The following is a 23561-nucleotide window of genomic DNA, read 5'->3' on the forward strand; positions in this document are numbered from 1 at the left end:
GGCGGCCTTAGAAAAAAGGGGCGAACGGACGGATCAGTTGGCGCGGATCGGCGTGGGAGCCGGCGCCTGGGGCGGCGCGCCGCCCATCAGCTTGGCCAGCATGGGATCGCGTTCGCCGAAATCGGAGATCACACCCTGGTTGATGACCATGATGTAGTCCGCCTGGCCCAGCAGGTTCACCTTGTGGGTGGCGAAGATCACCGTGCGCTTGGCGGCTTTCAGACGCTGCATCGCTTCCATGAGCGCGACCTCGCCCACTTGGTCCAGGCTGGCGTTCGGTTCGTCCAGAACCACCAGGGCCGGCATGCGGAACACCGAACGAGCCAGGGCCAAACGTTGACGCTGGCCGCCCGAGAGCGAGGCGCCGCCTTCGCCAATCGGCGTGTCGTAGCCCATCGGCAGACCCTGGATCATCTCGTGCACGCCCGCGAGCGTGGCCGCCTCGATGACTTCCTGGGATTCGTACTCGGTGAAGCGGGCGATGTTCTGGGCGACCGTGCCTTGGAACAGCTCGATGTCCTGCGGCAGGTAGCCGATGTGGCGACCCAGTTTCTCGGGATCCCACTGCTTGATGTCATAGCCGTCGAGACGGATCACGCCGGCCACACAGGGCCACACGCCGACGATGCCGCGCAGCAGCGACGACTTGCCGGCCGCGCTGGGCCCGACCAGGGCGATAGAGGTGCCCGCGTCGATGCGGAAGCTGGCCTGACGCATGCTCGGCGCTTGAGCGCCGGGCGGTAGGATGGACGCCGCCTCGGCCGACAGCACGCCGCGCGGCTCGGGCAGCGGCATGTGGTCTTCCTTGTCGTCCTGTTCGCGCAGCGTCACCTGCAGGCGATCCCAAGAGCTGCGAGCGCCAATGAAACCCTTCCACTGGCCAACAGCGCCTTCGATCGGCGCCAGGGCGCGGCCGACCAGGATCGAGCCGGCGATCATCGAACCGGCCGAGATCTTGCCCTGAATGGCGAGATAGGCGCCGCCGCCCAGGATCAGCGTCTGGACGACCTGGCGGAACACCTTGATGCCCGACATCACGCTGCCGCCGGCGTCGCTGGCCGCGGCCTGCCAGGCCACCTGCTCGTCGCGGCGAACACGCCAGCGGGCCTGCAGGCCGCCCCACATGCCCATGGCCTTCATGACCTCGGCGTTGCGCAGGGTGGAATTGGCGTCGTTCTGGGCGGCGATCGAGGCCATCGTTGCCATCTGGATCGGGTTCTTGGTCGCGCGGTCGTTCATCACGGCCAGACCGAAGATGATGAAGCAGCTGATGACCGCCAGAATGCCGAAATAGGGATGCAGGATCCAGGACACGACGATGAACACCGGCGTCCAGGGCGCGTCGCAGAAGGCGATCAGGCCGCCGGTCATGAACTCGCGGACCTGGTCCATGTCGCGGAACGCCTGGCCGCCCTGCCCCCTGCGGGTGAGCGTCGAATCCAGCACCGCCTTGAAGATCGGGTCCCGGGCCACCCCATCGAACTTCAGACCGCCGCGCACCAGCACCTGGGTGCGGAGCGCTTCCAACAGACCATAGATCACGAACAGGAAGACGCAGATCAGCGTCAGCACCACCAGGGTGGCGACGTTGCGACTGGACAGTACGCGGTCATAGACCTGCAGCATGTACAGCGGACTGACCAGCGCCAGGATGTTGATGAAGAAGCTGAAGACCATGGCGGTGATCACCGCCGGTTTCGCGACCAGGACGGCCTGGTCGAGGATGGTCGGCTTGTTGCCGGTGCGGTTGAAGATCATGTCAGGCCTTCGAGACGCCGCGCCGGGTGGCGGGGTCGTATACAGTAACAACTGAGGTCGCGTCTCGACCACGAAATTGTGGCGGAAAATGAGCGCCCTACGCCTTCCGGCTAGAGCACAGGGTTCCGCGAGGCGCAAGAGGGCCGATTTGGCGCTCGCCGCAAAAGAAAAACGCCGCCCTGGCGAACCAGGACGGCGCAATTCCTCCAAGTCCCCCGCCGCGCCGAGGCGCGACGGGTTTCAAGGATATTAGATCAGGCTCAGCGTCGGGCCCGAGGCAGCGCCGGTGTTACCCAGCACGGCGCTCGACAGGTCGACCAGACCCGAGAGCTTCACGACGATGTCGCCAGCGCCGAAGGTGGCGCCCGCGCCGTTGTCTTGGACGACGTAGGTGTTGGTGCCGTATTGGAACCACGTGATCGTGCCGACGGTCGCACCGGCCGCAGCGGCGTTCAGAGCCGCGGCGAAGTCGTTCACGCCCGTCAGGTCAACCTTCGTCGAAGCGAAGGTTTCAACACCACCGCTGTCCTTGAAGCGCAGAGCGTCCGAGGTCGAGAAGTCGGTGACGGTGACGTGCGAAGCGGCAGTCGCGCCCGAACCCGAGGTGCCAACGGTGGTCGAGACATCGATGATGTCCTTGCCGCCGCCGGTGGTCAGGGTCACTTGGCCGGTGATCGCACCAACGGTGATCACGTCAGCGCCCGTACCCGTCTTCACGGTCGAACCGTCGGTCACCAGACCAAGGCCGGCGAGGCCGTTGATCGTGATGGCGCCGGTGGCGGCCGAGGCGTCGATGTTCGCGCCGTTGGCGCCAGCCGTGCCGAAGCCCGTGAGGGTCAGGCTCAGGGCTTGCGAACCGGTGACGGTCAGCGTGCGAGCAGCGGCGTCCGACAGGGTGATCGCGTTAGCGGCGACACCACCGGTGGCGCCCGAAGCGATCGAGACGTTCTCGATGCCTTCGATCGTCACAGCGCGCGCGTTGACGGCGGTCGGCGAGGTAGCCGTACCGGTCACAGCGGCGTTGAAGTTGATCGAGTAAGCGTCCGAGGTGCCACCAACGCCCGTGAAGACGACCGTGGCAGCGCTACCAGCGCCGCTGGTGCCGGTGATGGCCAGCGACTGAGCGGTCGTGACGTTCGAGTACGAAGCCGCACCCGTACCGCCGTTCAGCTCCAGGCTGGCGATCGTCGAACCGGTCAGCAGCGAGACGTCGACGATGTCGCCGCCCGTGCTTTGCAGGTTCAGGACTTCAAAGTTCTTGAAGACCGAGGCGTTCACAGCCGAGATCAGAGCCGACGAGATAGCGTCGACGCCGTCGCCGCCGTCGACCACAGCCGTGGTCGAAGCGCCGATAACGGCGGCGTTCGACAGCAGGCGGTCGTTGCCGGCGCCCAGCTGGATCGAAGCGTTGGCGTCCAGCGTACCCGTCAGGGTGACGCTGTCAGCGCCGGTGCCGCCGACATACGCGATCTTCGTGGTTTGGCCACGGATCGTGATGGCGTTAGCGCCCGACGAGGCCGAAGCGTCGATCTTGGTCAGCGTGGTCGAACCGCTCAGGTCCGAGGTCACGCCGCCGGCGCCCGTCAGGTTGACGGTCTTCAGGGCGTTCAGCGAACCGACGTTGAACGTCAGGCCCTTGGAGCCGCCCAGGGTCAGGTTGACAACAGCGTCAGCCGACAGCGTGGCCGTGGCCGCGCCCGAAGCCGTCACCGTGGCCGACGTCAGGACGTCGTTGGTGTCGTCAACGGTCGAGGTGCCGCCGGTCAGACCGATGGCCAGCGTCTTCGAGGTCGTCGTGTTGGTGGTGCTCAGCACGACCGTGGTCGCGTTGGTGCCCGACAGGTTCAGGTTCGTCAGGGCGTTCGACGAGACGCTTTGCGTGCCGTTGGTCAGGTTCACCGTGGTGATGGTGCCCGCCTTCGTCGCGTTACCCGCGTTGACGTCGGTGATCGTGACAGCGCCGGTAGCGATACCGACCTTACCGTCGCCAGCGACGTTACCGGCCACAACCGTGACAGCGGCGTCCTGAGCGACCGAGACCGTGGTGGTCGCAGCCGTACCGGTCACCGTCATCGCGCCTTGGGTCAGCGTGAAGTTGGTGGTGTCGGTGGCGGCGTTGGTCGATTGAGCGGCCGTGATGCCAGCCGACTGCGTGACGTTGACCGTCGTGCCGCCGGTCACCGCGATGGTGCCTTGGGTACGGTTCGCGACGTCGTCGTAAGCAGCGCCGGTCGCCTTCACGGTGACAGCACCGGTCGGAGCCGTGACGCTGCCGACAACGATGTTGCCCGCGACGCCAACGCCCGTGGCGGTGACGCTGACAGCGCCGCCGCCCTGGACGAACAGGTCCGAGGTGGCTTGCTTCGAAGCCGTCAGAGCAATGGCGGTAGCGCCGCTGGCGGTGACGGTTTGGTCAGCGCCCGAAGCGTCTTGCAGGACGACGTTGGCGTTGGTCAGACCCGACCAGGCCGAGGTGTCCAGCGAACCGCCGGCCAGAGCCGAGACCGAGGTCAGGTTCAGGATTTCGACGTTCTTCACGCTCAGGGCCGACGTAGCCAGCGCGCTGCCGGTGCCGTCCGAGAGGTTCAGGGTGTCGGTGCCGGCGCCACCGTCGATGGCGTCGAGCGGGCCGACGGTGTCGACCGAAGCGTTCAGCTGACCAACGAAGGTGTCGTTGTTCGCGGTGCCGACCAGGTTGTCGATCGCAGCCGTCAGGCTGAAGGTCGTGCCCGGAGCGCCGCCGCTGCCGTAGTTGGTGAACAGGTCGATGCCGGCGTTGTTGTCAGCCGTCAGCGTGTTGTCGTCCGCCAGGTCCTTCAGCAGGTTGTTGGTGGCCGAGGCGTACGAACCAATGCCGGCGCCGTTGTTGTACGACGTGGCTTGGTGCATGATTTCGCCAACGATCGCGGCGCGCAGGGCCAGATCTTGGTCAGCGGTCGACAGGCCCGGCAGGACTTGCTTCACGAAAGCGGTGAAGTAAGCCGTTTGGTCCGTGAAGAACTTGTAGGCGGCATCCAGGTTCACGCCGGCCGCGGTGGCGGCAGCGGTACCGATGATGATGTTGTAGGCGGTCTTGACGGTGTCGAGGATCGACAGCGAACCGTAGGTGGACGAGAAGCTCGCCTTAGCGGTCGGGTTTTGCAGCGCCAGCGACACCGACTGAGCGATGAAGCGGTTTTCGCCGTTCAGACCAGCTTGAGCGCCCGTGCCGACGTAGGCGGCGTTCAGAGCGGCCAGACCAGCCTTGCTCGGCGCGAAGCCGAGGAAGAAGGCGTAGGTTTCGACGCTGACCGCAGTGGTCGTGTCCGAAGCCAGGTCAACGGCGGCTTGGAAAGCCTGCGGGTCGTTGAACGTGCCAGTGGCGTTTTGGTTGGCAATGCTTTGCAGCAGAGAAGTCTGAGCCGTGGTCGGCCCGGTGCCAGCGTTCGCGTTCGTGAAGAACGTGGTCAGCTGGGTGATGTTGTAAGCCATCTGGCTTGTCTCCCAAAGATAATCCCACACCCCCTGCGGCCAAACGGCGCGCATAGGAGCAGCGAAGGCTATAGAGCAAACGACATACGTCCACAATACCTGAAATCGAGCTGTACAGCATTTTTCTAACTGTACAGCATTTTCCTATGTCGCGTTCCTTGTACCGCGACCATGGAAGGGGTATATGGAGAGGGTATTTTTGCGCGCGGCAGGCGAGCGACAGCGCTCTCCGCCCCCGGGCGCCGGGACGGCTATTATAATGTATGGCAACCCTCAACGTCGCAGCGCCACGGAGGTCCAAGACCTCCGTCGCGAAGGCGGCCGATGGCTCAAAGAGCAGCGCGAAGTCGCTGGTCTCTCGCAACGTCAGCTGGCGGCCAAGGTCGGCGCGGACTATTACACCTTCATTTCGCAGCTCGAGACGGGTCGCGGCCGCATTCCGCCGGACCGTTACCGCGACTGGGCCCGGGCGCTGGAAGTGCCCGAGCGGACGTTCGTGCGTGAGCTGATGCGGTTCTACGATCCGATCACCTACGAAATCCTGTTCAACGAAGAGTAGTTCGTCTAACGTGTCGCCGCCGGCGCGTGCCGGCTGTCTCTACTCACGCGTGGGAATCTTCCGCCAATATGGCTGCGCAAGTCCTCTCGTTCTTCCAGCGTTCGCCGCGTTATGCGCCCGCTCCCGCCGATTGGAGCCAGCAAGAGCTGGCCGAATTCTATCGCGTGGAAGGCGCCCTGATCAAAGCCGGCATCCGCGTCGGCACCGATCGTGGCCTCAGCGACGAGAACGAGCCGTGGTTCGTCTTCTACCGCACCGACGACGGCGAGGTGGTGATCCACTTCGCGCGCATCGATGGCGAGTACATGATCGCGGGCCCGGCGTATGAAGAGATCGCGCGCGGCTTCGACTTCTCGTCGCTGGTGCGCAACCTGGTCGCGCGTCACCCGCTGATCCGCCGCTCGCAGAGCGGCGACAATGTTTCGATCCACCCCGCCGCCCTGCTGGTGGCCGTGGTCGGCACCGCCTTCTTCAAGACCGGCGAAGCCCGCGCGGCCGAGACCGGCGCGAACAACTCGGCTCCGAGCTCGCGCCCGGCGCTCTTGTCGTCGAGCGCCAACACCAGCCCCGCCAAGTCCGGCGCTGCGGCTGGCGTGACCGCCGCCAACGCCCCGACCTACGACACCGTCCAGCTGCCCGCCAACCAGGCGGTGCTGGTGCTGGCCGCCGCCCTGCTCGCCTCCGACTTCACCGTCGACGCCGGCAGCCTGGATCCGGCCGCCCGCGGCGCTCTGGCGTCGGCCGCCGCCGAACTGGACTTCGGCAGCCCGGCCGCGTCCAGCCTGACGTCCGGCAACGGCGCCGCTCTGCTGAACGAAAACCACGTTTCGGCCGTCGCCAACACGCCTGCCCAGACCGTCTCGTCGGTCCTGTCGCTGGTTGCGTTGCTGTCGACCCTGCCCCATTCGGCGGAGCTGACGACGCCCGCCAACGTGGCGCTGACCGTCGCGGACCCCGCGCACGCGGACATGGACACCGCGCCGCTGGCGGTGCCAGAGGTCCACAACGCGGCGACCTGGTCGCTGGAAGTGCGGCTGGGCGCCGGCGCGCTTCCCAACATCGAAGCCGTCCAGTTGGTCCGCGCCCTGGTGGGCGACACCGCCGCCCAGAAGATCTCGGTGATTGAAGTCGCCAAGCTTCCGGACGTGCTGGCCGAGATCATCTCGCGCGGCGACCACTACCAGACCACGCCGGTCCCGACTCAATCGAACGAGACCAACGAGACGCAGCCGACCCCGGTATCGGAGTCTCAAAATCCGTCCGGCGAGGAACAGAACGGCACGCCTCCGGCTTCCGGAAACCACACGACCTCGACGCACGTCGGCCAGGCCTCAGTGGATCTGGTGAACCAGTTCATCGACTACTTCGTGGCCCATACCGACCACGTGTCGATCATGATGCAAGGTTCGCAGGTCGTGATGTTCGACTCCCGCGTCATGAGCGACCCGGGCTCGATCGGTCATATGACCAGCATGACCTTCGACTTCATCGATGGCAGCTCGATCAACCTGGTCGGTGATCAACATTCCTTCCTGCACGGCGGGATTCTGGTCTAGACCGGAATCCGCTCGCTGCCCCGCAGCGATGATTTTTGCGCATAGGACGGGCGACGGCTGCGAAGCTGCGCCCGGGAAGGACTGACTTGAGGCCCGCACGTCTGGACCTGGCGATGAGCTCCGCCATGCGCGCTCCCGTCAACGACACCGCTTCACCCGAAACCAGCCCGGCTGGCCCGCCGCCGCGTCGGCGCTTCGGCTTCGCCCGCCGTTTGCTGGGGCCGGTCGTCTCGCCCGTGGCCAACTACGCCCGCCGCTACCTCCAGGCCACGGTCGAGCACGAGCTGCGCGCGACGCAGAGCCAGCTGAACCATCTGACCGGCGAGCTGCACGTCGCCCAGGCGCGCCTGGGCCAGACCCAGGACATGCTGCAGGCAGTCCTCCAGACCATGCAGACCATGTCGGCGCAGCTGACGCACATCCAGGCGCGCGGCGACCAGGCCTATGGCGAGCTGGCTGCTATTCCCGGCATGTTCGGTCCGCGCTTCGACGAGCTGGAGATCAAGCAGCGGCCGCTGATCCACTACGACGCCGAGTCGACCGCGATCCGCATGCGCGACGGCTACATCATGGCCCCCACGGCCCTGCCGACCTTCGTCACCATGCTGGCCAACGCCACCAGCAAGGGCCTTGAGCCCGGCACCACCGACGTGCTGCGCCGGCTGGTCCAGCCCGGCATGGTGGTCGCCGACGTCGGCGCCAATATCGGCCTGCTGACCCTGGTGATGGCGTCGGCGGCTGGCCCGGGCGGCAAGGTCATCGCCTTCGAGCCCGAGGCGGTTCCGCGTTCGAACCTCGAAAAGATGAAGTATCTCAACGGCCTGTCCTGGGTCGAGGTGCGTGACCAGGCCGTCGGCGAGAAGGCCGGGCAGCTGACCTTCCACGTCAGCGACATCATCGGCCACAGCTCGCTGTACGCCCTGCCCGAGACCGAAGGCTCGCGCGAGATCCAGGTCGAGGTGGTCCGCCTGGACGACATCGCCCCGGCCAAGCGCATGGATGTGGTCAAGATCGACGTCGAGGGCGCCGAGCTGGACGTACTGGCCGGCATGCAGGGCGTAATCGCCAAGAACCCCGACCTGGCCATCGTCGCCGAGTTCGGCCCCGAGCACCTCAAGCGCGTGGGCCAGACCCCCGCCCAGTGGTTCAAGGCCTTCGCCGACGCCGGCTTCAAGGCCTACATCATCGACGAGGCGACCAGCGCGGCCGAGCCGACCAACGCCAAGGCCGCCGCCAAGGTGGTCTCGGCCAACATCGCCTTCGTGCGCGCCGGCGGCGACGCTGAAAAGCGCCTGCTCAAGCGCTAGGATCACCGCGATGAAGATCTGCTGGGTGACGCCCTTCGTCCTGCGCTCGTCGATCGGCCGGGTCAGCGCCGAGGTCGCCAAGGCCCTGGCCGCGCGGGGCCACCAGGTCGAGATCCTGCGCTGCGAGGATGAGGTCGGCGACGAGCCGCTGCATCCGACCGCCCTGCCCGTCCATCACTGGCGCCGCTACGACCTGGCGCGCCTGCGGACCGAGTTCGACGTCGTCATCGTCAATATCGGCGACAACTATCCCTTCCACGCCGGCGTGTTCGCGATCCTGGACGCCGCGCCGTGCCTGGGGATCTTCCACGACTTCTACATCTACAACCTGTTCTCGGGCTGGCTGCACTACAACGGCCTGGACTATCGCCGACACGACGCCGAGATCGTCGCGACCTATGGCGAGGCGGCCCTGCCCCACGCCGTGGCCGTGCGCTCGGGCCAGATGCTGGACATGGGCGAGATCGCCCAGCACCTGCCGATGACCGAGTGGCTGGCTGGCCGCTGCCAAGCCGCCCTGGCCCACGCGCGCTTCTACGCGCCGAAGCTGGAGGCCGTGGTCACCGGTCCGGTCGATGTGACCCCGCTGTGCTGCCCCGATCGCGCGACGCCGCCGGGTCCGCCCAAGGCCAAGAGCCAGCTGACGCTCACCACGGTCGGGGTAATGAACCCCAACAAGCGGGTGGCCGACGTGATCCGCGCTATCGGCGGCTCCGACGCCCTGAAGGCCTGCGTCTATCGCCTGGTCGGTCCGATCTCGGACGACGAGCGCGCCAAGCTGGAAACCGTCGCCGCCGAGGTCGGCTTTGCGAACCTGGTCATCGACGGCGCCGTCGACGACCAGACCCTGGACCGCCGCCTGGACGAGGCCGACATCATGGTCGCCCTGCGCAAGCCGGTGCTGGAAGGGGCCTCGGGCTCGGCTTGCGAAGGCATGCTCAGCGGCCGCCCGACCGTGGTGGCCAGCGCCGGCTTCTATGGCGAGCTGCCCGACGACCTGGTGTTCAAGATCGACGGCGAGATCGTGATCGAAGAGCTGCGCGACGTCCTGGAGCGCCTGGTCGCCGACGAGGCCCTGCGCCGCGACACCGGCAAGGCCGCCCGCGCCTGGGCGCTGGATAACCTCAACGCCGCCCGCTACGCGCAGGCCGTCGAGACCCTGGCCCAGGCCCAGATCACCAGCCGCCCGCTGCTGGACGTCGGCGCTCGCCTGGGCTGGCAACTGCAGGGCATGGGCCTCTCCGACACCGACCCGGCCACGGCCCGGATCGGCGCCACGCTGCAGAAGCTGTTCGCGCCGATCGCGCCTTAAGCGCTCTTGCTCACCGGCTCGGCGCAGTAGCTGTCCAGGAAGGCCTGGTGCTGCGGCAGGCGCGTCACCGTCCCGGCGATGTTGCGCTTCAGGTCCTCCAGCGCGGCCTTCAGCTGCTGCGGCGGCATCAGCCGGCCCATGTGGTGATAGGTCTGCGGCTGGACGCGCTGACCCAGCAGCACCTGCAGCCAGGAGTCGGTCTGGAACAGCTCTCCCGGCGCCTGGTAGACTTGGGCGCTCTCGCGGAACAGCGCGATCCGGTGGGCCAGGCTGTCGGGGATGCCCATCGTCCGCACACGGTCCCAGAACGGGCTGTCGATCCGCTCGGTGGCCTTGTAGTGCAGGATGATGAAGTCGCGGATCTTCTCCAGCTCCTCGTCGGCCTGGCGATTGTAGAAGTCGATGGCGGCCTGGCTGATCCCGCCGAATGGGAACAGCTTCATCAGCCGCGTCATGCCGACCATGATCAGGTGGATCGAGGTCGACTCCAGCGGCTCGACGAAGCCGCTGGCCAGGCCCAGGGCGACGACGTTCTTGTCCCAGGTCTTGCGGCGACGGCCGGTGCGGTAGCGGATCAGACGCGGCTCGATCAGGGTCTCGCCCTCGATCTCGCGGGTCAGCATGTCGCGCGCTTCGTCGTCAGACATGTAGTCGCTGCAGTAGACCAGGCCGTTGCCGACCCGGTGCTGCAACGGGATCTTCCAGCGCCAGCCGGCCTTGTGGGCGATGGCGCGGGTATAGGGCACGGCCGGCTCGGTCGAGCGGGTCTGGACGGCCAGGGCGCTGTTGGTTGGCAGCCAATGGCCCCAATCCTCGAATCCAGCCTTCAGGGTCTGTTCGATCAGCAGGCCCCGGAAGCCGGTGCAGTCGATGAACAGGTCGCCCTCGACGAGGTCGCCGTTCTCCATGACCAGGGCCTCGACATAGCCGTCCTCACCGCGCTGGCGGACGCTGGCGATCTTGCCCTCGACACGGCGCACGCCATCGCCCTCGGCCATGCCGCGCAGGAAGCGGCCGTAGAGGCCGGCGTCCAGGTGGTAGGCGTAGTTCAGCGGGCTCTGCTCGCCGGTATAGAACCGGTTCTGTTCGGCCGCCTTCAGCTCCAGGCAGTAGTCGCCCAGCTCGCCGCCGAAGCCCTGCTCGCGCGCCTGCAGCCAGAAGTGATGGAAGCCGCCCATCCAGGTGGATTTGCCGACCTGGCCGAACGAGTGGATGTAGCGGTCGCCGATCTCACCCCAGTGCTCGAACGAGATGCCCAGCTTGAAGGTCGCCTGGGTGGCGCGCATGAACGCCGGCTCGTCGATGCCGAGCAGGGCGTTGAAGGTCCGCGCCGTGGGGATGGTCGATTCCCCCACCCCGACCGTGCCGATGTCCTCGGACTCGACCAGGGTGATCTCCAGCAACGGGCCCAGCTGCCGGCTCAGGGCCGCGGCGGCCATCCAGCCGGCGGTGCCGCCGCCCGCGATCACCACCTTGCGGATCGTCTGCTGGGTCATGGCGTCCCCTCCCCCTGATCTTATCTGTTCAGGCGGTCGAGCAGATACGCCCGCAGCCGCCTGGCCTTCGTCTGGTCCATCGGTCCCAGCGGACCGCGCGCCGCTTCGGGCAGCGGCGCCCCGGCGCGGTCGGCGGGGCCGAACACGTAGTAGTCGAACAGCGCCTTCCAGCCCTGCTTCTCGAAATCGGGCCGGTCGCGCAGGCTGAGCAAGCCGTGCAGCAGCGTGGTCATCGGCGTGTCCAGATGGGCCGGCGCGCTGTTCCACCAGTAGTTCACCAGCACGTTGAACGGCTCCAGCGCCTCGACCTGATGCCACCACAGGGCTGGGTAGACCAGGACGTCGCCGGGCTCCATCTCGGCCACCTGGGCCGAACCCTGAGCCTCGCGGAAACCGGGATGCGCGTCGAAGTCGGGGTTCTGGAAGTCGACCAGGCTGACCACCTGGCCGCCGGGCGTCGGCTCCAGCGGGCCGGGATAGAGGTTGGCCACCTGGTCCGGCGGGAACAGGGTGAAGCGCCGCCGGCCCACGGCGCAGACGGCAATGTTGTTGGACATGTCGTAGTGGGCGGCGGCCGTCGTGCGGTTGCCGATCCAGATGCCGGCCATCGGCGGCTCGGGCCCGAACACCTCGGCCCCCAGGCCCAGGTCGTTGGCGGCCTTCAGGTCCGGGAAATAGGCGTCCAAGTCGGCCGAGCCCACATAGACCGCCGGCGCGTCGTTGCGGCCTTCGACCTCCTCCAGACGCTGAAGGAAGGTCTCCAGCGGCGCGCGTTCGGCCTTGAAGTTCATGGCCGTGCGGCTGTCGTCGTAGAAGAAGCGGCCGCCTATGGCCGGGTCACCGGTGTAGCCCACCACCCGGCCGCCGCGGTCATGGGCGCGGATGTAGTCGCGGGCCGCCTGGCCGGACTGGAGACCCGCCTGGACCAGCGGCCAGTCGCGGGCCAGGCCCTTGAACAGCATCGGCGTCTGGCCGGCCAGCACCGCCTCGAACGGGATCTCGGCGGGCGTCGCCACCATGGTCTCCAGCGTCCGACGAGCGGTGATCGCGGTCATGCCAAGGACGCTTGCTTGCGGGTCTTGCGGGCGATCAGTTCCTCGATGTTGCCCATCGACGAGATGATCCAGTGCGCCGCGCGCAGCAGGCCCGACTGGTGCAGCCTCTCGAGGTCCTCGCCCGTCACGGCCGCCAGGCGATCCGGCGCCAAGGTGAAGACGTCGGGCAGGTCGTAGCTGGTCTGGTCGTCCAGCTTGATCTCGATGTCGATCGGCTCGATCAGGCCCAGGTCGTCGAAGAAGGCGAACATCGGCCCGGCGATCTCCAGGCCATCATGGATCTGGCCCAGGGCCTGGTTGATCCCTTGCAAATACGGCGCGTTGCCGCCCGCCGGCAGGAACAGGCGCTCGCCCGCGTCGCGGCTGACGCGCGGATGGTCCAGGTCGACATGGATCATCGGTCGGGCCTCGGCGCCCGGCTCGTCGCGTTGCAGGGCGATCGAGAACGGGCCGCGCCGCTGCACGGCGGGGACATAGCGAGCATTCCAGCCGGTCTCGTCCAGGAACAGGTTCTCGTCGCGGTCCAGGCCCAGCAAGGCCACGGCCTGCCAGGCGCCGGCGGCGTCCTTGCGGATCAGGATGGGGTATTCGCGTTGCACCGCCTCGAACTCGGTGGGCAGCACCAGCACCTGGTTCAACGCATCGCCAAAGGCGACGCCATGACCGGCGATCACGCGCAGGTCGGCGTGGTCGACATTGTTCAGAAGCACTCGGTTCATATCGGCCTACTCACGCCCCTAAGGCGCGTACTTCAAAGGAAGAAAGGGACCGCCGCAAGCGCGACGGTCCCTGCCCTCACTGCGAGACTTCCGGTCCTAGAAGCGGTAGCGGGCGCCGAGGAGGAAGCGCCGGTCCAGCTCTTGAGCGAACCAGACCTGCTTCTCGTCACGCGCATAGGTGCGCAGGTGCTCCTTGGTCAGGTTGATGCCTTCGAAGGAGAGCGACAGCTTGGAGGTGACGTCGTAGCTGACGTTGATGTCCAGCTGGCCGAACGGCGCGACGTTGACGGGGTTGCGCGAGCCGCCGCGATTGGTGGCTTGCAGGAACTTGTCCCGCCAGTTGTAGGCCACACGGGCCGAGAACCCGTACTTCTCGTAGATCAGAGTGCCGTTGGCCGTGTCCGACAGACCCAGCAGGGCGAACTGATCCTGGCCCGGGTCGGCGGCGTTGTTGAAGCCGACGTCGCCGCGCACCAGCGTATAGGCCGCCGCGATGCCGAAGCCCGTGTCGCCGAAGAAGTGCTGACCCGCGATTTCGAAGCCGTGGATGTTGCCCGTCTTGTTGATCGGCTGCGAGACCTGGAAGTTGAACAGCGGATCGGTCGCCGAGGGCGAGATGTCCGTGGCCGCCAGGATCTGGTCCACGAAGGCCTGGTTCAGGTCGCCGCTGGGAAGGCGGTTGGCCTGGAACTGGGCCGTGGCCGCCGCCACCGAGCCGGTCGTCTGGATCAGGGCCGCCATCGTGAACAGGTTCACGTCGCCGACGCCCGCGCCGATGGCCGCCAGAGCGGTCTTGGCGTTGCCCGACAGGGTGCCCGGCGCGCCGGAGCTGGGGTCACGCAGGCCGAACATGCTCGACATCTTCGTGCCGGTGCCAACGAAGTTGCTCACCCGCTTATCGAAGAAGCCAATCGAGATGTAGCTGCTGGGCTTGTAGTACCACTCCAGCGACACATCGACGTTGTCGGAGATCAGCGGATCCAGGTCCGTGTTGCCGATGGCGCCCAGCGGGATGGCTCCGTTGGCGACCGGACGGTTCGGCGTGCCGACGCTCTGGGCGGCGAACAGGTTGTTATAGTCCGGACGCGCGATGGTGCGGCTGAACGAGAAGCGGCCCGTCAGGTCGTCCCGCAGCTCGACCTTGAAGTCCATCGACGGCAGCAGGTTGTTGTACTTCCCCTTGCCCGTCAGCGGTTGATAGACGCCGTTGGTTTTCAGGGTGAAGTCGTTGTCCGCCGTCCAGATGATGGCGCTGGGCACCAGGACCAGCGAGACTGCGTCGGTCTTGGTGGTCTCGTAGCGCAGGCCGGCGACCAGTTCAGTCGGGAGATTCAGGAGCTCCGACTTCCAGACCAGCTGGCCATAGACCGAGGCGATCTTTTCCTGGATGCGGTTGTTTTCCTGGCCCGTGACGCCGACCGCATTGCCCTTGGCCGCATAGACCGGCGACAGGGCGTTGTAGAGGTCAATGGCGTTGGCGCGGAACGACACCAGGCCAGCGCCCGACTGGTTCAGATTGAAGTCGTCGTACTGGCAGGCCAGGCAGAACGCCTTCACCAGGCTGCCGGCGTATTGCGAGACGTCGCGCGGGCTGGACATGCCCCAGCTGCCCAGGTCCTGCTGGGTCGACTTGCTGGTCTGCAGCATGTTGGAGTCGCGGTAGTTACCCCCGAACTCGACACGGCTGCCGTTGTCGTCCAGGTCCCAGCGGAAGTCGGCCCGGATTTCCTTGACCTTCTGCTGCTGGCGCTGCGCCCAGGTGCGGGCGACCTGGCTGGCCAAGTCGCCGACGTCCAGTTGGCCGTTGCCGTTGCCGCGCAGAGCATCGTTGATCGTGATGCTCTGGATCGGGACGTCGCCCTCGTAGTTGCCGGTCTGGGTCGTCAGGATCGGCGCGGCGATCGAGACCGCCGTCGAGCTGGCGCCGTTCGGCGTGTTCGGCTTGGAGTCGGCCTTTGAGATGTGGCCGTCCACGCTGACGTGGAAGCGGTCCGAGACGTCCCAGGTCCCGTTCAGGCCGAACGACTTCAGCGAGTCCTCGTTGCCGCGGTACTGCTGCTCGAAGCCCGTATCCTTGGTGCCGCTGAGGTTTTCCGACAGCAGGACAGCGGTGGCCACCGTCGGGTTCTTGTCGAAGGTGACCTTGTCGAACGGACGGTTGAACCAGTTGGTGCTGTCGTTGCGGCGCTCGAACGTCTTGTCGTTGGCGTACAGGGCGTCGGCCGTGATCGTCATGGTCTCGATCGGACGGAACTGGACCGTCAGCTGGCCATTGACGCGTTCACGTTCGCCTTGCGCGAAGTGGTAGCGGCTGTCGTTGGGGATCGCGACCCAAGTGCTCCCGCTCGACGGCGCATTGGTGATCTGGGTGGCGCCGCCCGGACGGACGAAGCCGTTGTCCGGATTGATGAAGTCGGCGTAAGACTTGATGTTCCAGTCGTTCACCGTGGCCGAGCGTGAGGTGTAGTCGCGCTTCTGGTAGCTGCCGAACAGGGTGACGCCGAACTTCTCGCTGTCGTCGACCCAGTTGATAAGGCCCGAGGCTTCCGGCGTGTACTTGTGGCCGAAGTCGTCGACCTTCTTGTCCATGCTGGTGTCGTAGACGCCCTTGACCCCGATGCTGCCGTTGAAGCCCGGCTTGCCGTCCAGCGGGCGGCGGGTCTTGACGTTGATCGTGGCGCCGATGCCGCCGGTCGGGATGGCCGCGCGACCGGTCTTGTAGACCTCCAGCGTGGACACGCCTTCCGAGGCGAGGTTGGAGAAGTCGAACGAGCGGCTGGTGCCCGACGCGCCGTCCGCGGACTGGTCGCCACCGACCGTGGCGACCCGCGCGGTGGGCATGGTCCGGCCGTTCAGGGTCACCAGGTTGAAGCTGGGACCAAAGCCGCGGACCGTGACCTGGGAGCCTTCGCCGTTGGTCCGGTCGATCGACACGCCGGTGATCCGCTGGAGCGACTCGGCGAGGTTGGTGTCTGGGAACTTGCCCATGTCTTCGGCGGAGATGGCGTCGACCACGCCGCTGTTGTTGCGCTTGATCTCGATCGACCGTTCGAGTGAAGCGCGGATGCCGGTGACGACGATCTCGTCGACGGCGTTATCTTGGGTCTGCTGAGCCAGCGCGGAGCTGGCGAACATGGCCGCCATGATGGCGACGCAAGAGGCAGACGCGTGCAAGCGACGAAGCCGCTTCATAGCCGTTCCCCCTAATAAAAGCCCTCTGTGGGGCGATGTTTATTGTTACGAACCGGAAGCATTTCCCGGTCGCTCTTCCCGTTCCCGCTCCGGGTGAACAACCCATGCACGAGAGACTAGTTAGCGGTAACATCGGTCTTTGACCGCCGCAATGGCCAATTGACAGCGCTAGCAATTATTTTTCAAGGCCATTTTGGTCGTATTTCTACTACAAATGACCGGTGTTTTTGGCCGCTCGCTGCACTGCCGCGAAGGCGCTTTATTCCGCCTATCGCGCCAAAGTTGCGTTACATTTCGCGGTGGAAACCGGTGTCCACGCATACGAATGCATGGCGGCGGCCAGCATCGCGCTAGCCGCCGCCTCTCATGCGTGCATGGATTTTCGAGTTTGGTTGCGGCGCGTCAGCCGAGGTCGAGATCGACGCTGGCGCTCTTCAGGCCGTCGGCGACCGCGACCACCCTGACCCGCCCCGACTGATTCCGCCGGGTCCGGACGATCGCCTGGGCCAGGCCGTTGAAGGCTTTGCGCTGATTGGCGACGTCGGGCTCGTGGCTGGTCGGATTGCCGTTGCCCACGCCGATCACGTCCGCCGCGCCCGTGAGCTCGAAGCGGACCAGCGTGTCGGCGCGTGGTGCGATGCGGCCCTTGGCGTCCAGCACCTCGAGCTTGAGGATCGCCACGTCCTGGCCGTCGGCCTTCAGCTTCGTGCGGTCTGCGGTCAAGCGCAGGGCGGCGGGGGCGCCGGCCGTCTCGCGACGGGCGCGCAGGATGACCTTGCCGTTCTTGTAGCCGTGCGCCTCGAGCACGCCCGGCGCATAGGGCACGGACCACTCGACGTGGTGGTTGGCCTTCACGTCACGCACGCCCTGGCTCTTGCCGTTCAAAAAGAGCTCGACCTTGTCGCAATTGCTGTGCGCCCAGACCGCCACCGGCTGGCCCTCGCGGCCTTCCCAGTTCCAGTGCGGCAGCAGGTGCAGCAGAGGCTCGGACCGCCACCAGGCGCGGTAGTAGAAGTAATTGTCCTTCGGGAAGCCGCAGGTGTCGAAGGCGCCGAAGTGCGAGCTGATGCTGGGCCAGCGGTTGAACGGCGTCGGCTCGCCGCGATAGTCGAAGCCGGTCCAGATGAAGCCGCCCGCCATCCACGGTCGCTCGGCCGCGTGGCTCCACCACTTCTCGGCCGTCGTCGCCCACCAGGGGTGGTCGGTGTCGTAGGCCGGCACATAGCTCTTGGCCTCGTCGCGGACGTACTCGCCGCGCGTCGTCACCACGCTGGCGCTCTCGCTGCCGATGATCGGCACGGCCGGGAAACGCTCGTGGAAGGCGTCCATCTTCTCGTGGCGATAGTTGAAACCCTGCACGTCGATGACCGTGCTGATGCCCTCACCGAAGCCGTTGTCCATTGCTGCTGTGACCAGGCGCGAGGGGTCCAGGCGGTTGACCAGGCGCTTCATGGTCTTGGCGACCTTGATCCCGCGCGCCGTGCCCTGCTGCGGCTCCTCATTGCCGATCGACCACAGGATCACCGACGGGTGGTTGCGGTCGCGGCGCACCAGGCGCTCCAGCTCGTCCATGGAGGTGGGATCGCTGGACATCCGGCGGGTCTCGTCGATCACGAGAACGCCCAGGCGGTCACAGGCGTCCAGCAGCTCGACCGTCGGCGGATTGTGCGAGGCGCGATAGGCGTTGCAGCCCATCGACTTCAGCTGCTCAAGCCGCCAGACCTGCAAGGCGTCCGGGATCGCCGCGCCGACGCCGGCATGGTCCTGGTGGTTGCAGGCGCCCTTCAGCTTCACCGGCTTGTCGTTGAGGAAGAAGCCCTGCTGGCCGTCGAAACGCACCGAACGGACGCCGAAGCGGGTGACGAAGCGGTCGACCACGGCGCCGCCGACCTTGGTCTCGGTGACCAGGGTGTAGAGGTGCGGGACCTCCAGCGACCACAACACCGGATTGGCCAGGGTCACCGTCTGCGACAGGCTCTGGCGCTCCCAGGCTGGGATGCGGTCGGCGGCGGGGGCCACGGCCAGCACCGCCTTGCCGGCAGCGTCCAGCACCGCGTGGCTGACCTCGAAGGCCTGGGTGGCGTCGCCCTCATTGACCAGGTCGGTATCGATCTGCAGCGTGCCGTCGACCTTGGCGCGGACGAAGACGCCCCACTGGGGCACGTGCACCGGCGCGGTCTTGACCAGCCAGACGTGGCGATAGAGCCCCGCCCCTTCGTAGAACCAGCCCTCGCCCAGGCTGGCGTCGACGCGGACGGTCAGCTGGTTGTCGCCGCCGATATTAGCGATGTCGGTAATGTCGACGCGGAACGGCGAATAGCCGCTGTCCTCGCGCTCGAGGATGTAGCCGTTGACGATGACCAGGGCGTCGCGGAAGGCGCCGTCGAACTCGATCGACAGCCGCTTGCCGGCGTCGCTGGCCGGCAGGGTGAAGGTCTTGCGGTACCAGCCGACGCTGGTCTCCGGGAACTCGCGGCCCAGCGCCTTGTAGCCGTGGGCGGCGCGCAGATCCTCGTCGTCCGGCTTGCCCGAGGGTTTGTAGTCGAGGTTGTTGGCGAACGGCAGTTCGACGGCCCAGTCGTGCGGCAGGGTCACCGGCTTCCAGGCGCTGTCGTCGAAGTCCTTCTGTGCAGCGGCGGCGACCCACCAGCCGGGCGCGCTGGCGCCAGCCTTGGCGAAGGTGCGCTGGTTGGCGCCGAAGCCGAAGTCCTTGGTGGGATCGGACGCATGGCCCAAGGCGAAGCGCCAGTCGAAGTCCAGCGACGTCCGCTCACGCGGGCCCAGGTCCACAGCGGCGACCGGCGCGACCTGGGCGCTCGCCGCCGCGGCCTTGGCCAGCAGCGCCGCGCCCGCCGTAACCGCCAGCGCCTGGCGTCGATTGATCTGGACCATCGAGGACCTCTCACGAAAAAGAGGGAGGAAGCTTCAGGCTTCCTCCCAGCGCAGAGTTTGAGGGTAGTCGGACTAGAACTTCAGCGTCACGTCGACGAGGAAACGACGGCCATAGCTGTCGTAACGGCCGATCCGGTTGGGATCGTTGTCGCGGTACATCCGCAGTTCCTGGTTGGTCAGGTTGTTGACCTGGAAGCGGACGCCGATGCGTTCGTTGACCTGGTACGACGAGCTGAAGTCGAGGGTCTTCTCGGTCGCCAGGGTCTGCAGGTCCGAACCGTTCCAGCCGTAGATGACAGTCATCGGCGAGTGGTACTTCCAGCCCAGACGGGCCTCGAAGCCGGCATTGGAGTACCACAGGTCCACCGTCGCGGTGTTCTTGGCCAGGCCGGTCATCCGCAGCGGATTATTGACCGGCGAGAACTCCTTCAGGTTCGATTCCACATAGGCGTAGTTCGAATAGATGCCGAACTTGCTGAGCGGACCCGGCAGGAAGAAGAACGGCGTCTGGAAGGTCAGCTCCGCGCCCTGGATGTGACCGCTGCCGCCATTGGCTGGGCTGGCGACCGTGTAGGTCTGGCCGCCGAACGTGGCCGGAGTCTGCTTCCAGCCGATATAGCTGTCGACGGCCTTGTAGTAGTACGAGATCGCCACCAGGGCTTCCGGACGGAAGTAGTATTCGGCCGAGGCGTCGAACTGGATGGCCTCGAACGGCTTCAGCTTGGGATTGCCCGCGCTGCCGGTCCACGGCGCCCAGTTGGCCAGGGTGCGGCTGGCGCGCAGCTCGTCCAGCGGCGGACGAGCGATGACCTTGGCCACGCCCAGGCGCAGCAGCTTGCCGTCGCCGAAGTCCAGCTTGGCGTTCGCCGAGGGCAGGAAGTCGGTATATTCGTTGTCGACCGTCACGGCCTTGAAGGCGCTGGCGGTGTCCTGCTGCTGGCCGTCGCTGCTGGTCTTGGTGTGGACCAGGCGGGCGCCGACATTGCCGGTGACCCACGAGCCGCCCACGCCGTCGCCGGCGAAGTTCAGCTTGGCGAAGCCTTCATAGACCTTCTCGTTCACGGCCCAGCGCGAGGCCAGGTCTTCGGTCGCCTTGGAGACGGCGAAGGCGTTGGCCCCGTAGGCGACCGCCGCGATCTTGTCGATGTCGCCGGTCAGCAGGGCCGGGACATTGGCCCCGTCGCTGAGCGTGTACGCTTGCAGCAGGCTGGTCGGGATCGTCGCGCCGGTGGCCGACGGGGCGAAGGTGAAGCGGGTGTGGTCCTTGGTGCGGTCCGAAGCGCGAACGCCGAACTGCACGCTCTTGAAGACGCTCTCGCCGCCGAAGTCGCGGGCGAAGTCCAGGGCGGCCGCCTTCAGCTCATCGTTCAGGCGCTCGGGGCCGTCGTGCGAGCCGGCCAGGTCGGCGGTCTGGCTGAGCTTGATGCTCTCCTGGCTGGTGGTGATGGTCGGCGTCACGCCGGCGCGCCAGTCGAAGCTGGTCCAGTCCGGCCAGGCCTCGAAGCGCACGGCCTTCCAGGTGTTGGTCCGCTTGGCCTTGGAGTACGAGGCGTCGGCGGTGACGGTCCACTGGTCGCCGGTCCACTTGCCGTTCAGGCCGCCGGCGAACAGGTCCTTGTCCTCGCTGTACTTGGCCAGCACGGTCTGCACCGAGCTGAACGGCAGGCGGGCGGTCACCACGGCGTTGTTGATCAGGGTGTAGGAAGCGCCGGGGGCGTTATAGACGCCGTCGTTCCAGCCGATGTTGCCGGTGCCGGTGTTCCAGTTGCCCCAGTTGTTGGCGCCCCAGACAGTCTGGTCCTGGACCTCGGTGATCTTGATCTTCGAATAGAGGGCGTCGGCCTTCAGCTCGAACTTGTCGGTCGGCTTGAACTGCAGGCCGCCGGAGATGCCGGTGCGCTTCTGGTCGATGCGGCTGGCCGACATCTGCGCGCCCCAGGGCGTGTAGTCGACCTTGCCGTCGCGGTTCAGGTCGCTGGAATAGTCGCTGGCGCCGGCCGGCGGGCGGGCGTTGCTGTCGTTGTAGCCCCAGCCCGTGAACGAGCCATAGCCGTTCTTCTGGCGCTGGGCGGTGACGCCCAGGACTACGGCCAGGTCGTCATTGACCTTGTGGACCCACGAGCCCGAGCCGCGATAGCCGGTGGTCTTGTAGTTCGGGATGTCCTTGCCGCCGTCGTAGAACACCGGGCCGGCGCGCAGCACGAAGGCCGGGCCGCGATAGTCCAGCGGTGCGATGGTGTCGATGTTGATGGTGGCCGCGACGCCGCCGGCGATCAGGTCGGCCGACTGCGACTTGTAGACCTGGACGCCGGAGACGACTTCCGACGGATAGATCTCCCAGCGCACATTGCGGTCGGGCTCGGACGAGGCGACTTCGCGGTTGTTGATCGTGCCCAGCACCAGGCGCGCGCCCAGGCCGCGCACGACGGCCTGGCTGTCATTGCCCCGGTCGCGGGTGGCGTTGACGCCCGGCAGGCGGGCGATGGACTCGGCGATGGTGACGTCGGGCAGGACGCCGATGTCCTTGGCCGAGATGGCTTCGACGACCTTGTCAGAGCCCTGCTTCACGGCCAGGGCGTCGCGCAGGCTCTTGCGCACGCCGGTGACGACGACTTCTTCGACCTGCGAGGTTTCGGTGGTCTGGGCCTGGGCGCCGACAGCAAAGGTCAGCGCGATGCCGCTGACAGCGGCGAGCAGAATGGCATGGCGAGTCATGTGTTTCCCCCTGATGAAACAGCGCCGCGCTTCGTTTTTATGGCGCGGCTGCCTTGGGCTGCGACGCGTCCTCAGCGTCAGACGCTCCCACGAGCGTCACAAACCTCATTTATCATATCAATCGCACAAGGCAAGCGCTGTCACTCCAGCGGGATGACGCTGGCGTTCTTGCCCACAGTCGCGGCCTTGGCCGGGGCATCGCCGACGGCGGCCGCATCGGTCGCCGTGGCGGCGGTCACCGAGGTTCCGGGCATCAGGCGGGTGCGATAGGTCCAGGCGCCGTTCTCCAGCGTCATGGGACGCGGCCCGACGCCGCCCAGGAAGTCGCCGTCGATGAACCGCGCGGCCTCGCCGTGGGCGACGACGCGGAAGGTCACGTCCACAGGCATGACATAGGGCGCGGTCAGCCACTGGACGCCTTCCAGCGCCTGGCCCTTGAAGTCGAACAGCGCCGCGTTCTCCCAGTTGGAGCCCACACCCCAGCGGGTCTTGCACTGGGTCGAGAGCCACGCCGGCTCCCAGTAGACGACCCCCACTCCGCCGTTGGCATAGACCAGCTGGGTCAGGTCGGTGAGGTACTTTTTCTGCCCCGCCGGGGTGGCCGGATAGCCGGCGATCAGGGAGTCGGCTCCCAAGAGGTTGGGCGAAGCGTCGGCGCCGTCATTGGTGAACGGATAGGCCGTCTCGACCACCAGAACGTCGGCCGAATAGAGATGCCGCAGGCGGTTGATCGTCTCGCCCAGCTGCGCCATCGAGCGCTTGGACCACTTGCTGTAGTAGCTGATCCCGATCAGGTCGAAGTCGGTGACCCCGGCCTTTTCCGCCGCCGCGAACCAGGGCTCGACGTTTTCGGGCTGGGCGATGTGCAGCATCACGCGCGGCTTGATCTTCGCGGCCGCGCCGGCGTCGCGCACGGCCTTGATCCCGGCGTTGAACAGCAGGGCGTTGCGGGTCCAGTCGATCGGCTCTTTCGCCTTGGCCAGGCTGGAGGCGATCTCGCCATTGGTCTCGTTGCCCACCTGGACGAGGTCGGGCATCAGCCCCTCGCGATCCAACTCGGCGAGGGTGTCGTGGGTGAAGGCGTATAGCGCCTTGGCCTGGTCCGGCGTCGACAGCTTGGCCCAGGCCTTGGGCGCGATCTGCTTGTCGCCGTCGGCCCAGTCGTCGGAATAGTGGAAGTCCAACAGCACCTGCAGCCCGGCCTTGCGGGCCTTGGCGATGCTGCGCTTGACGTCCTTCAGGTTCGAATAGGGCGTCCAGTCGGGATCGTTCCAGATCCGGATCCGCGCCACGTTGGCGCCCGCCGACTTGAAGAAAGCGTAGGGCTCGACCGTCTTGCCGCCCGAGCGATAGACCGCCCCGCAGTCCTCCATCTCGTTGGCGTAGGAGATGTCGACGCCGAGATACGTTTTCGGCGCGGCCTGGACCGGCGCGGCCAGGAGCGCAGCCAGTGAGAGCGCGATCAGCGAGGTCCGAACGTTCGACATGTTTCCTCCGTCGCGGGCGCATCTAGGCGCGCCGCTGCGGAG

General features: G+C 66.6%; 13 protein-coding genes. 4 read left to right on the forward strand and 9 right to left on the reverse strand.

Annotated features, from left to right (window positions below):
- Positions 1-33 precede the first annotated feature (33 nt).
- Together AC1RRR_RS10440 and AC1RRR_RS10445 are read right to left on the reverse strand one after the other, a co-directional pair.
- Entirely contained in the window at positions 34-1755 is a 1722-nt protein-coding gene (locus AC1RRR_RS10440; protein ID WP_492813542.1) for a type I secretion system permease/ATPase, read from the reverse strand.
- Between the two features lie 252 nt (positions 1756-2007).
- Complete coding sequence (locus AC1RRR_RS10445) at positions 2008-5229, reverse strand: beta strand repeat-containing protein (protein WP_492812800.1); 3222 nt, start codon at positions 5227-5229, stop codon at positions 2008-2010.
- 259 nt (positions 5230-5488) lie between these two features.
- On the opposite strand from AC1RRR_RS10445, the gene AC1RRR_RS10450 reads away from it, so the two are divergent.
- The 4 genes from AC1RRR_RS10450 to AC1RRR_RS10465 all read left to right on the forward strand — a co-directional run bounded on the left by AC1RRR_RS10450 (position 5489) and on the right by AC1RRR_RS10465 (position 9963).
- On the forward strand, positions 5489-5788 hold the full coding sequence (locus AC1RRR_RS10450; RefSeq protein ID WP_492812802.1) for a helix-turn-helix domain-containing protein: 300 nt from the start codon (positions 5489-5491) through the stop codon (positions 5786-5788).
- A 68-nt stretch (positions 5789-5856) separates the two neighbouring features.
- A complete protein-coding gene (locus AC1RRR_RS10455; protein WP_492812804.1) occupies positions 5857-7344 on the forward strand; it encodes a hypothetical protein in 1488 nt (495 codons plus the stop codon).
- 125 nt (positions 7345-7469) lie between these two features.
- The gene (locus tag AC1RRR_RS10460; protein WP_492812806.1) at positions 7470-8651 is read left to right on the forward strand and encodes an FkbM family methyltransferase; all 1182 of its coding nucleotides are present in this window, start codon (positions 7470-7472) and stop codon (positions 8649-8651) included.
- A gap of 10 nt (positions 8652-8661) precedes the next feature.
- Positions 8662-9963: a glycosyltransferase family 4 protein gene (locus tag AC1RRR_RS10465; RefSeq protein WP_492812807.1), complete on the forward strand. Its 1302-nt coding sequence runs from the start codon at positions 8662-8664 to the stop codon at positions 9961-9963.
- Here the strand turns inward: AC1RRR_RS10465 and AC1RRR_RS10470 are convergent.
- From AC1RRR_RS10470 to AC1RRR_RS10500, 7 genes are all read right to left on the reverse strand, one after another.
- Positions 9960-11459 carry a tryptophan halogenase family protein gene (locus tag AC1RRR_RS10470; RefSeq protein ID WP_492812809.1) on the reverse strand — a complete coding sequence of 500 codons (1500 nt, stop codon included), beginning with the start codon at positions 11457-11459 and terminating at the stop codon, positions 9960-9962. The two genes, AC1RRR_RS10465 and AC1RRR_RS10470, sit on opposite strands and share 4 nt — an antisense overlap.
- 20 nt (positions 11460-11479) lie before the next feature.
- Positions 11480-12586 (reverse strand): cupin-like domain-containing protein, encoded by a 1107-nt coding sequence (locus AC1RRR_RS10475; protein WP_492813543.1) that lies wholly within the window; start codon positions 12584-12586, stop codon positions 11480-11482.
- The gene (locus AC1RRR_RS10480; protein WP_492812811.1) at positions 12511-13233 is read right to left on the reverse strand and encodes a SapC family protein; all 723 of its coding nucleotides are present in this window, start codon (positions 13231-13233) and stop codon (positions 12511-12513) included. Before AC1RRR_RS10480 ends, AC1RRR_RS10475 begins: the two co-directional genes overlap by 76 nt.
- Before the next feature lie 96 nt (positions 13234-13329).
- The gene (locus AC1RRR_RS10485) at positions 13330-16425 is read right to left on the reverse strand and encodes a TonB-dependent receptor (protein WP_492812812.1); all 3096 of its coding nucleotides are present in this window, start codon (positions 16423-16425) and stop codon (positions 13330-13332) included.
- A 402-nt stretch (positions 16426-16827) separates the two neighbouring features.
- Entirely contained in the window at positions 16828-19317 is a 2490-nt protein-coding gene (gene galA / locus AC1RRR_RS10490) for a beta-galactosidase GalA (protein WP_492812814.1), read from the reverse strand.
- A gap of 72 nt (positions 19318-19389) precedes the next feature.
- Positions 19390-22032 carry a TonB-dependent receptor gene (locus AC1RRR_RS10495; protein ID WP_492812816.1) on the reverse strand — a complete coding sequence of 881 codons (2643 nt, stop codon included), beginning with the start codon at positions 22030-22032 and terminating at the stop codon, positions 19390-19392.
- 140 nt (positions 22033-22172) lie between these two features.
- Positions 22173-23519, reverse strand: coding sequence for a glycosyl hydrolase 53 family protein (locus AC1RRR_RS10500; RefSeq protein ID WP_492812818.1), 1347 nt, complete (start codon positions 23517-23519; stop codon positions 22173-22175).
- Between the last annotated feature and the right edge of the window lie 42 nt (positions 23520-23561).

Source organism: Caulobacter sp. GW821-FHT12D05 (assembly GCF_058807295.1).

Excerpts from the sequence above, each read along its gene's own strand:
- AC1RRR_RS10445 (WP_492812800.1), bottom strand. The coding sequence starts at position 5,229 with ATGGCTTACAACATCACCCAGCTGACCACGTTCTTCACGAACGCGAAC.
- AC1RRR_RS10450 (WP_492812802.1), top strand. The coding sequence starts at position 5,489 with ATGTATGGCAACCCTCAACGTCGCAGCGCCACGGAGGTCCAAGACCTC.
- AC1RRR_RS10455 (WP_492812804.1), top strand. The coding sequence starts at position 5,857 with ATGGCTGCGCAAGTCCTCTCGTTCTTCCAGCGTTCGCCGCGTTATGCG.
- AC1RRR_RS10460 (WP_492812806.1), top strand. The coding sequence starts at position 7,470 with ATGCGCGCTCCCGTCAACGACACCGCTTCACCCGAAACCAGCCCGGCT.
- AC1RRR_RS10465 (WP_492812807.1), top strand. The coding sequence starts at position 8,662 with ATGAAGATCTGCTGGGTGACGCCCTTCGTCCTGCGCTCGTCGATCGGC.
- AC1RRR_RS10470 (WP_492812809.1), bottom strand. The coding sequence starts at position 11,459 with ATGACCCAGCAGACGATCCGCAAGGTGGTGATCGCGGGCGGCGGCACC.
- AC1RRR_RS10480 (WP_492812811.1), bottom strand. The coding sequence starts at position 13,233 with ATGAACCGAGTGCTTCTGAACAATGTCGACCACGCCGACCTGCGCGTG.
- AC1RRR_RS10485 (WP_492812812.1), bottom strand. The coding sequence starts at position 16,425 with ATGAAGCGGCTTCGTCGCTTGCACGCGTCTGCCTCTTGCGTCGCCATC.
- galA (WP_492812814.1), bottom strand. The coding sequence starts at position 19,317 with ATGGTCCAGATCAATCGACGCCAGGCGCTGGCGGTTACGGCGGGCGCG.
- AC1RRR_RS10495 (WP_492812816.1), bottom strand. The coding sequence starts at position 22,032 with ATGACTCGCCATGCCATTCTGCTCGCCGCTGTCAGCGGCATCGCGCTG.
- AC1RRR_RS10500 (WP_492812818.1), bottom strand. The coding sequence starts at position 23,519 with ATGTCGAACGTTCGGACCTCGCTGATCGCGCTCTCACTGGCTGCGCTC.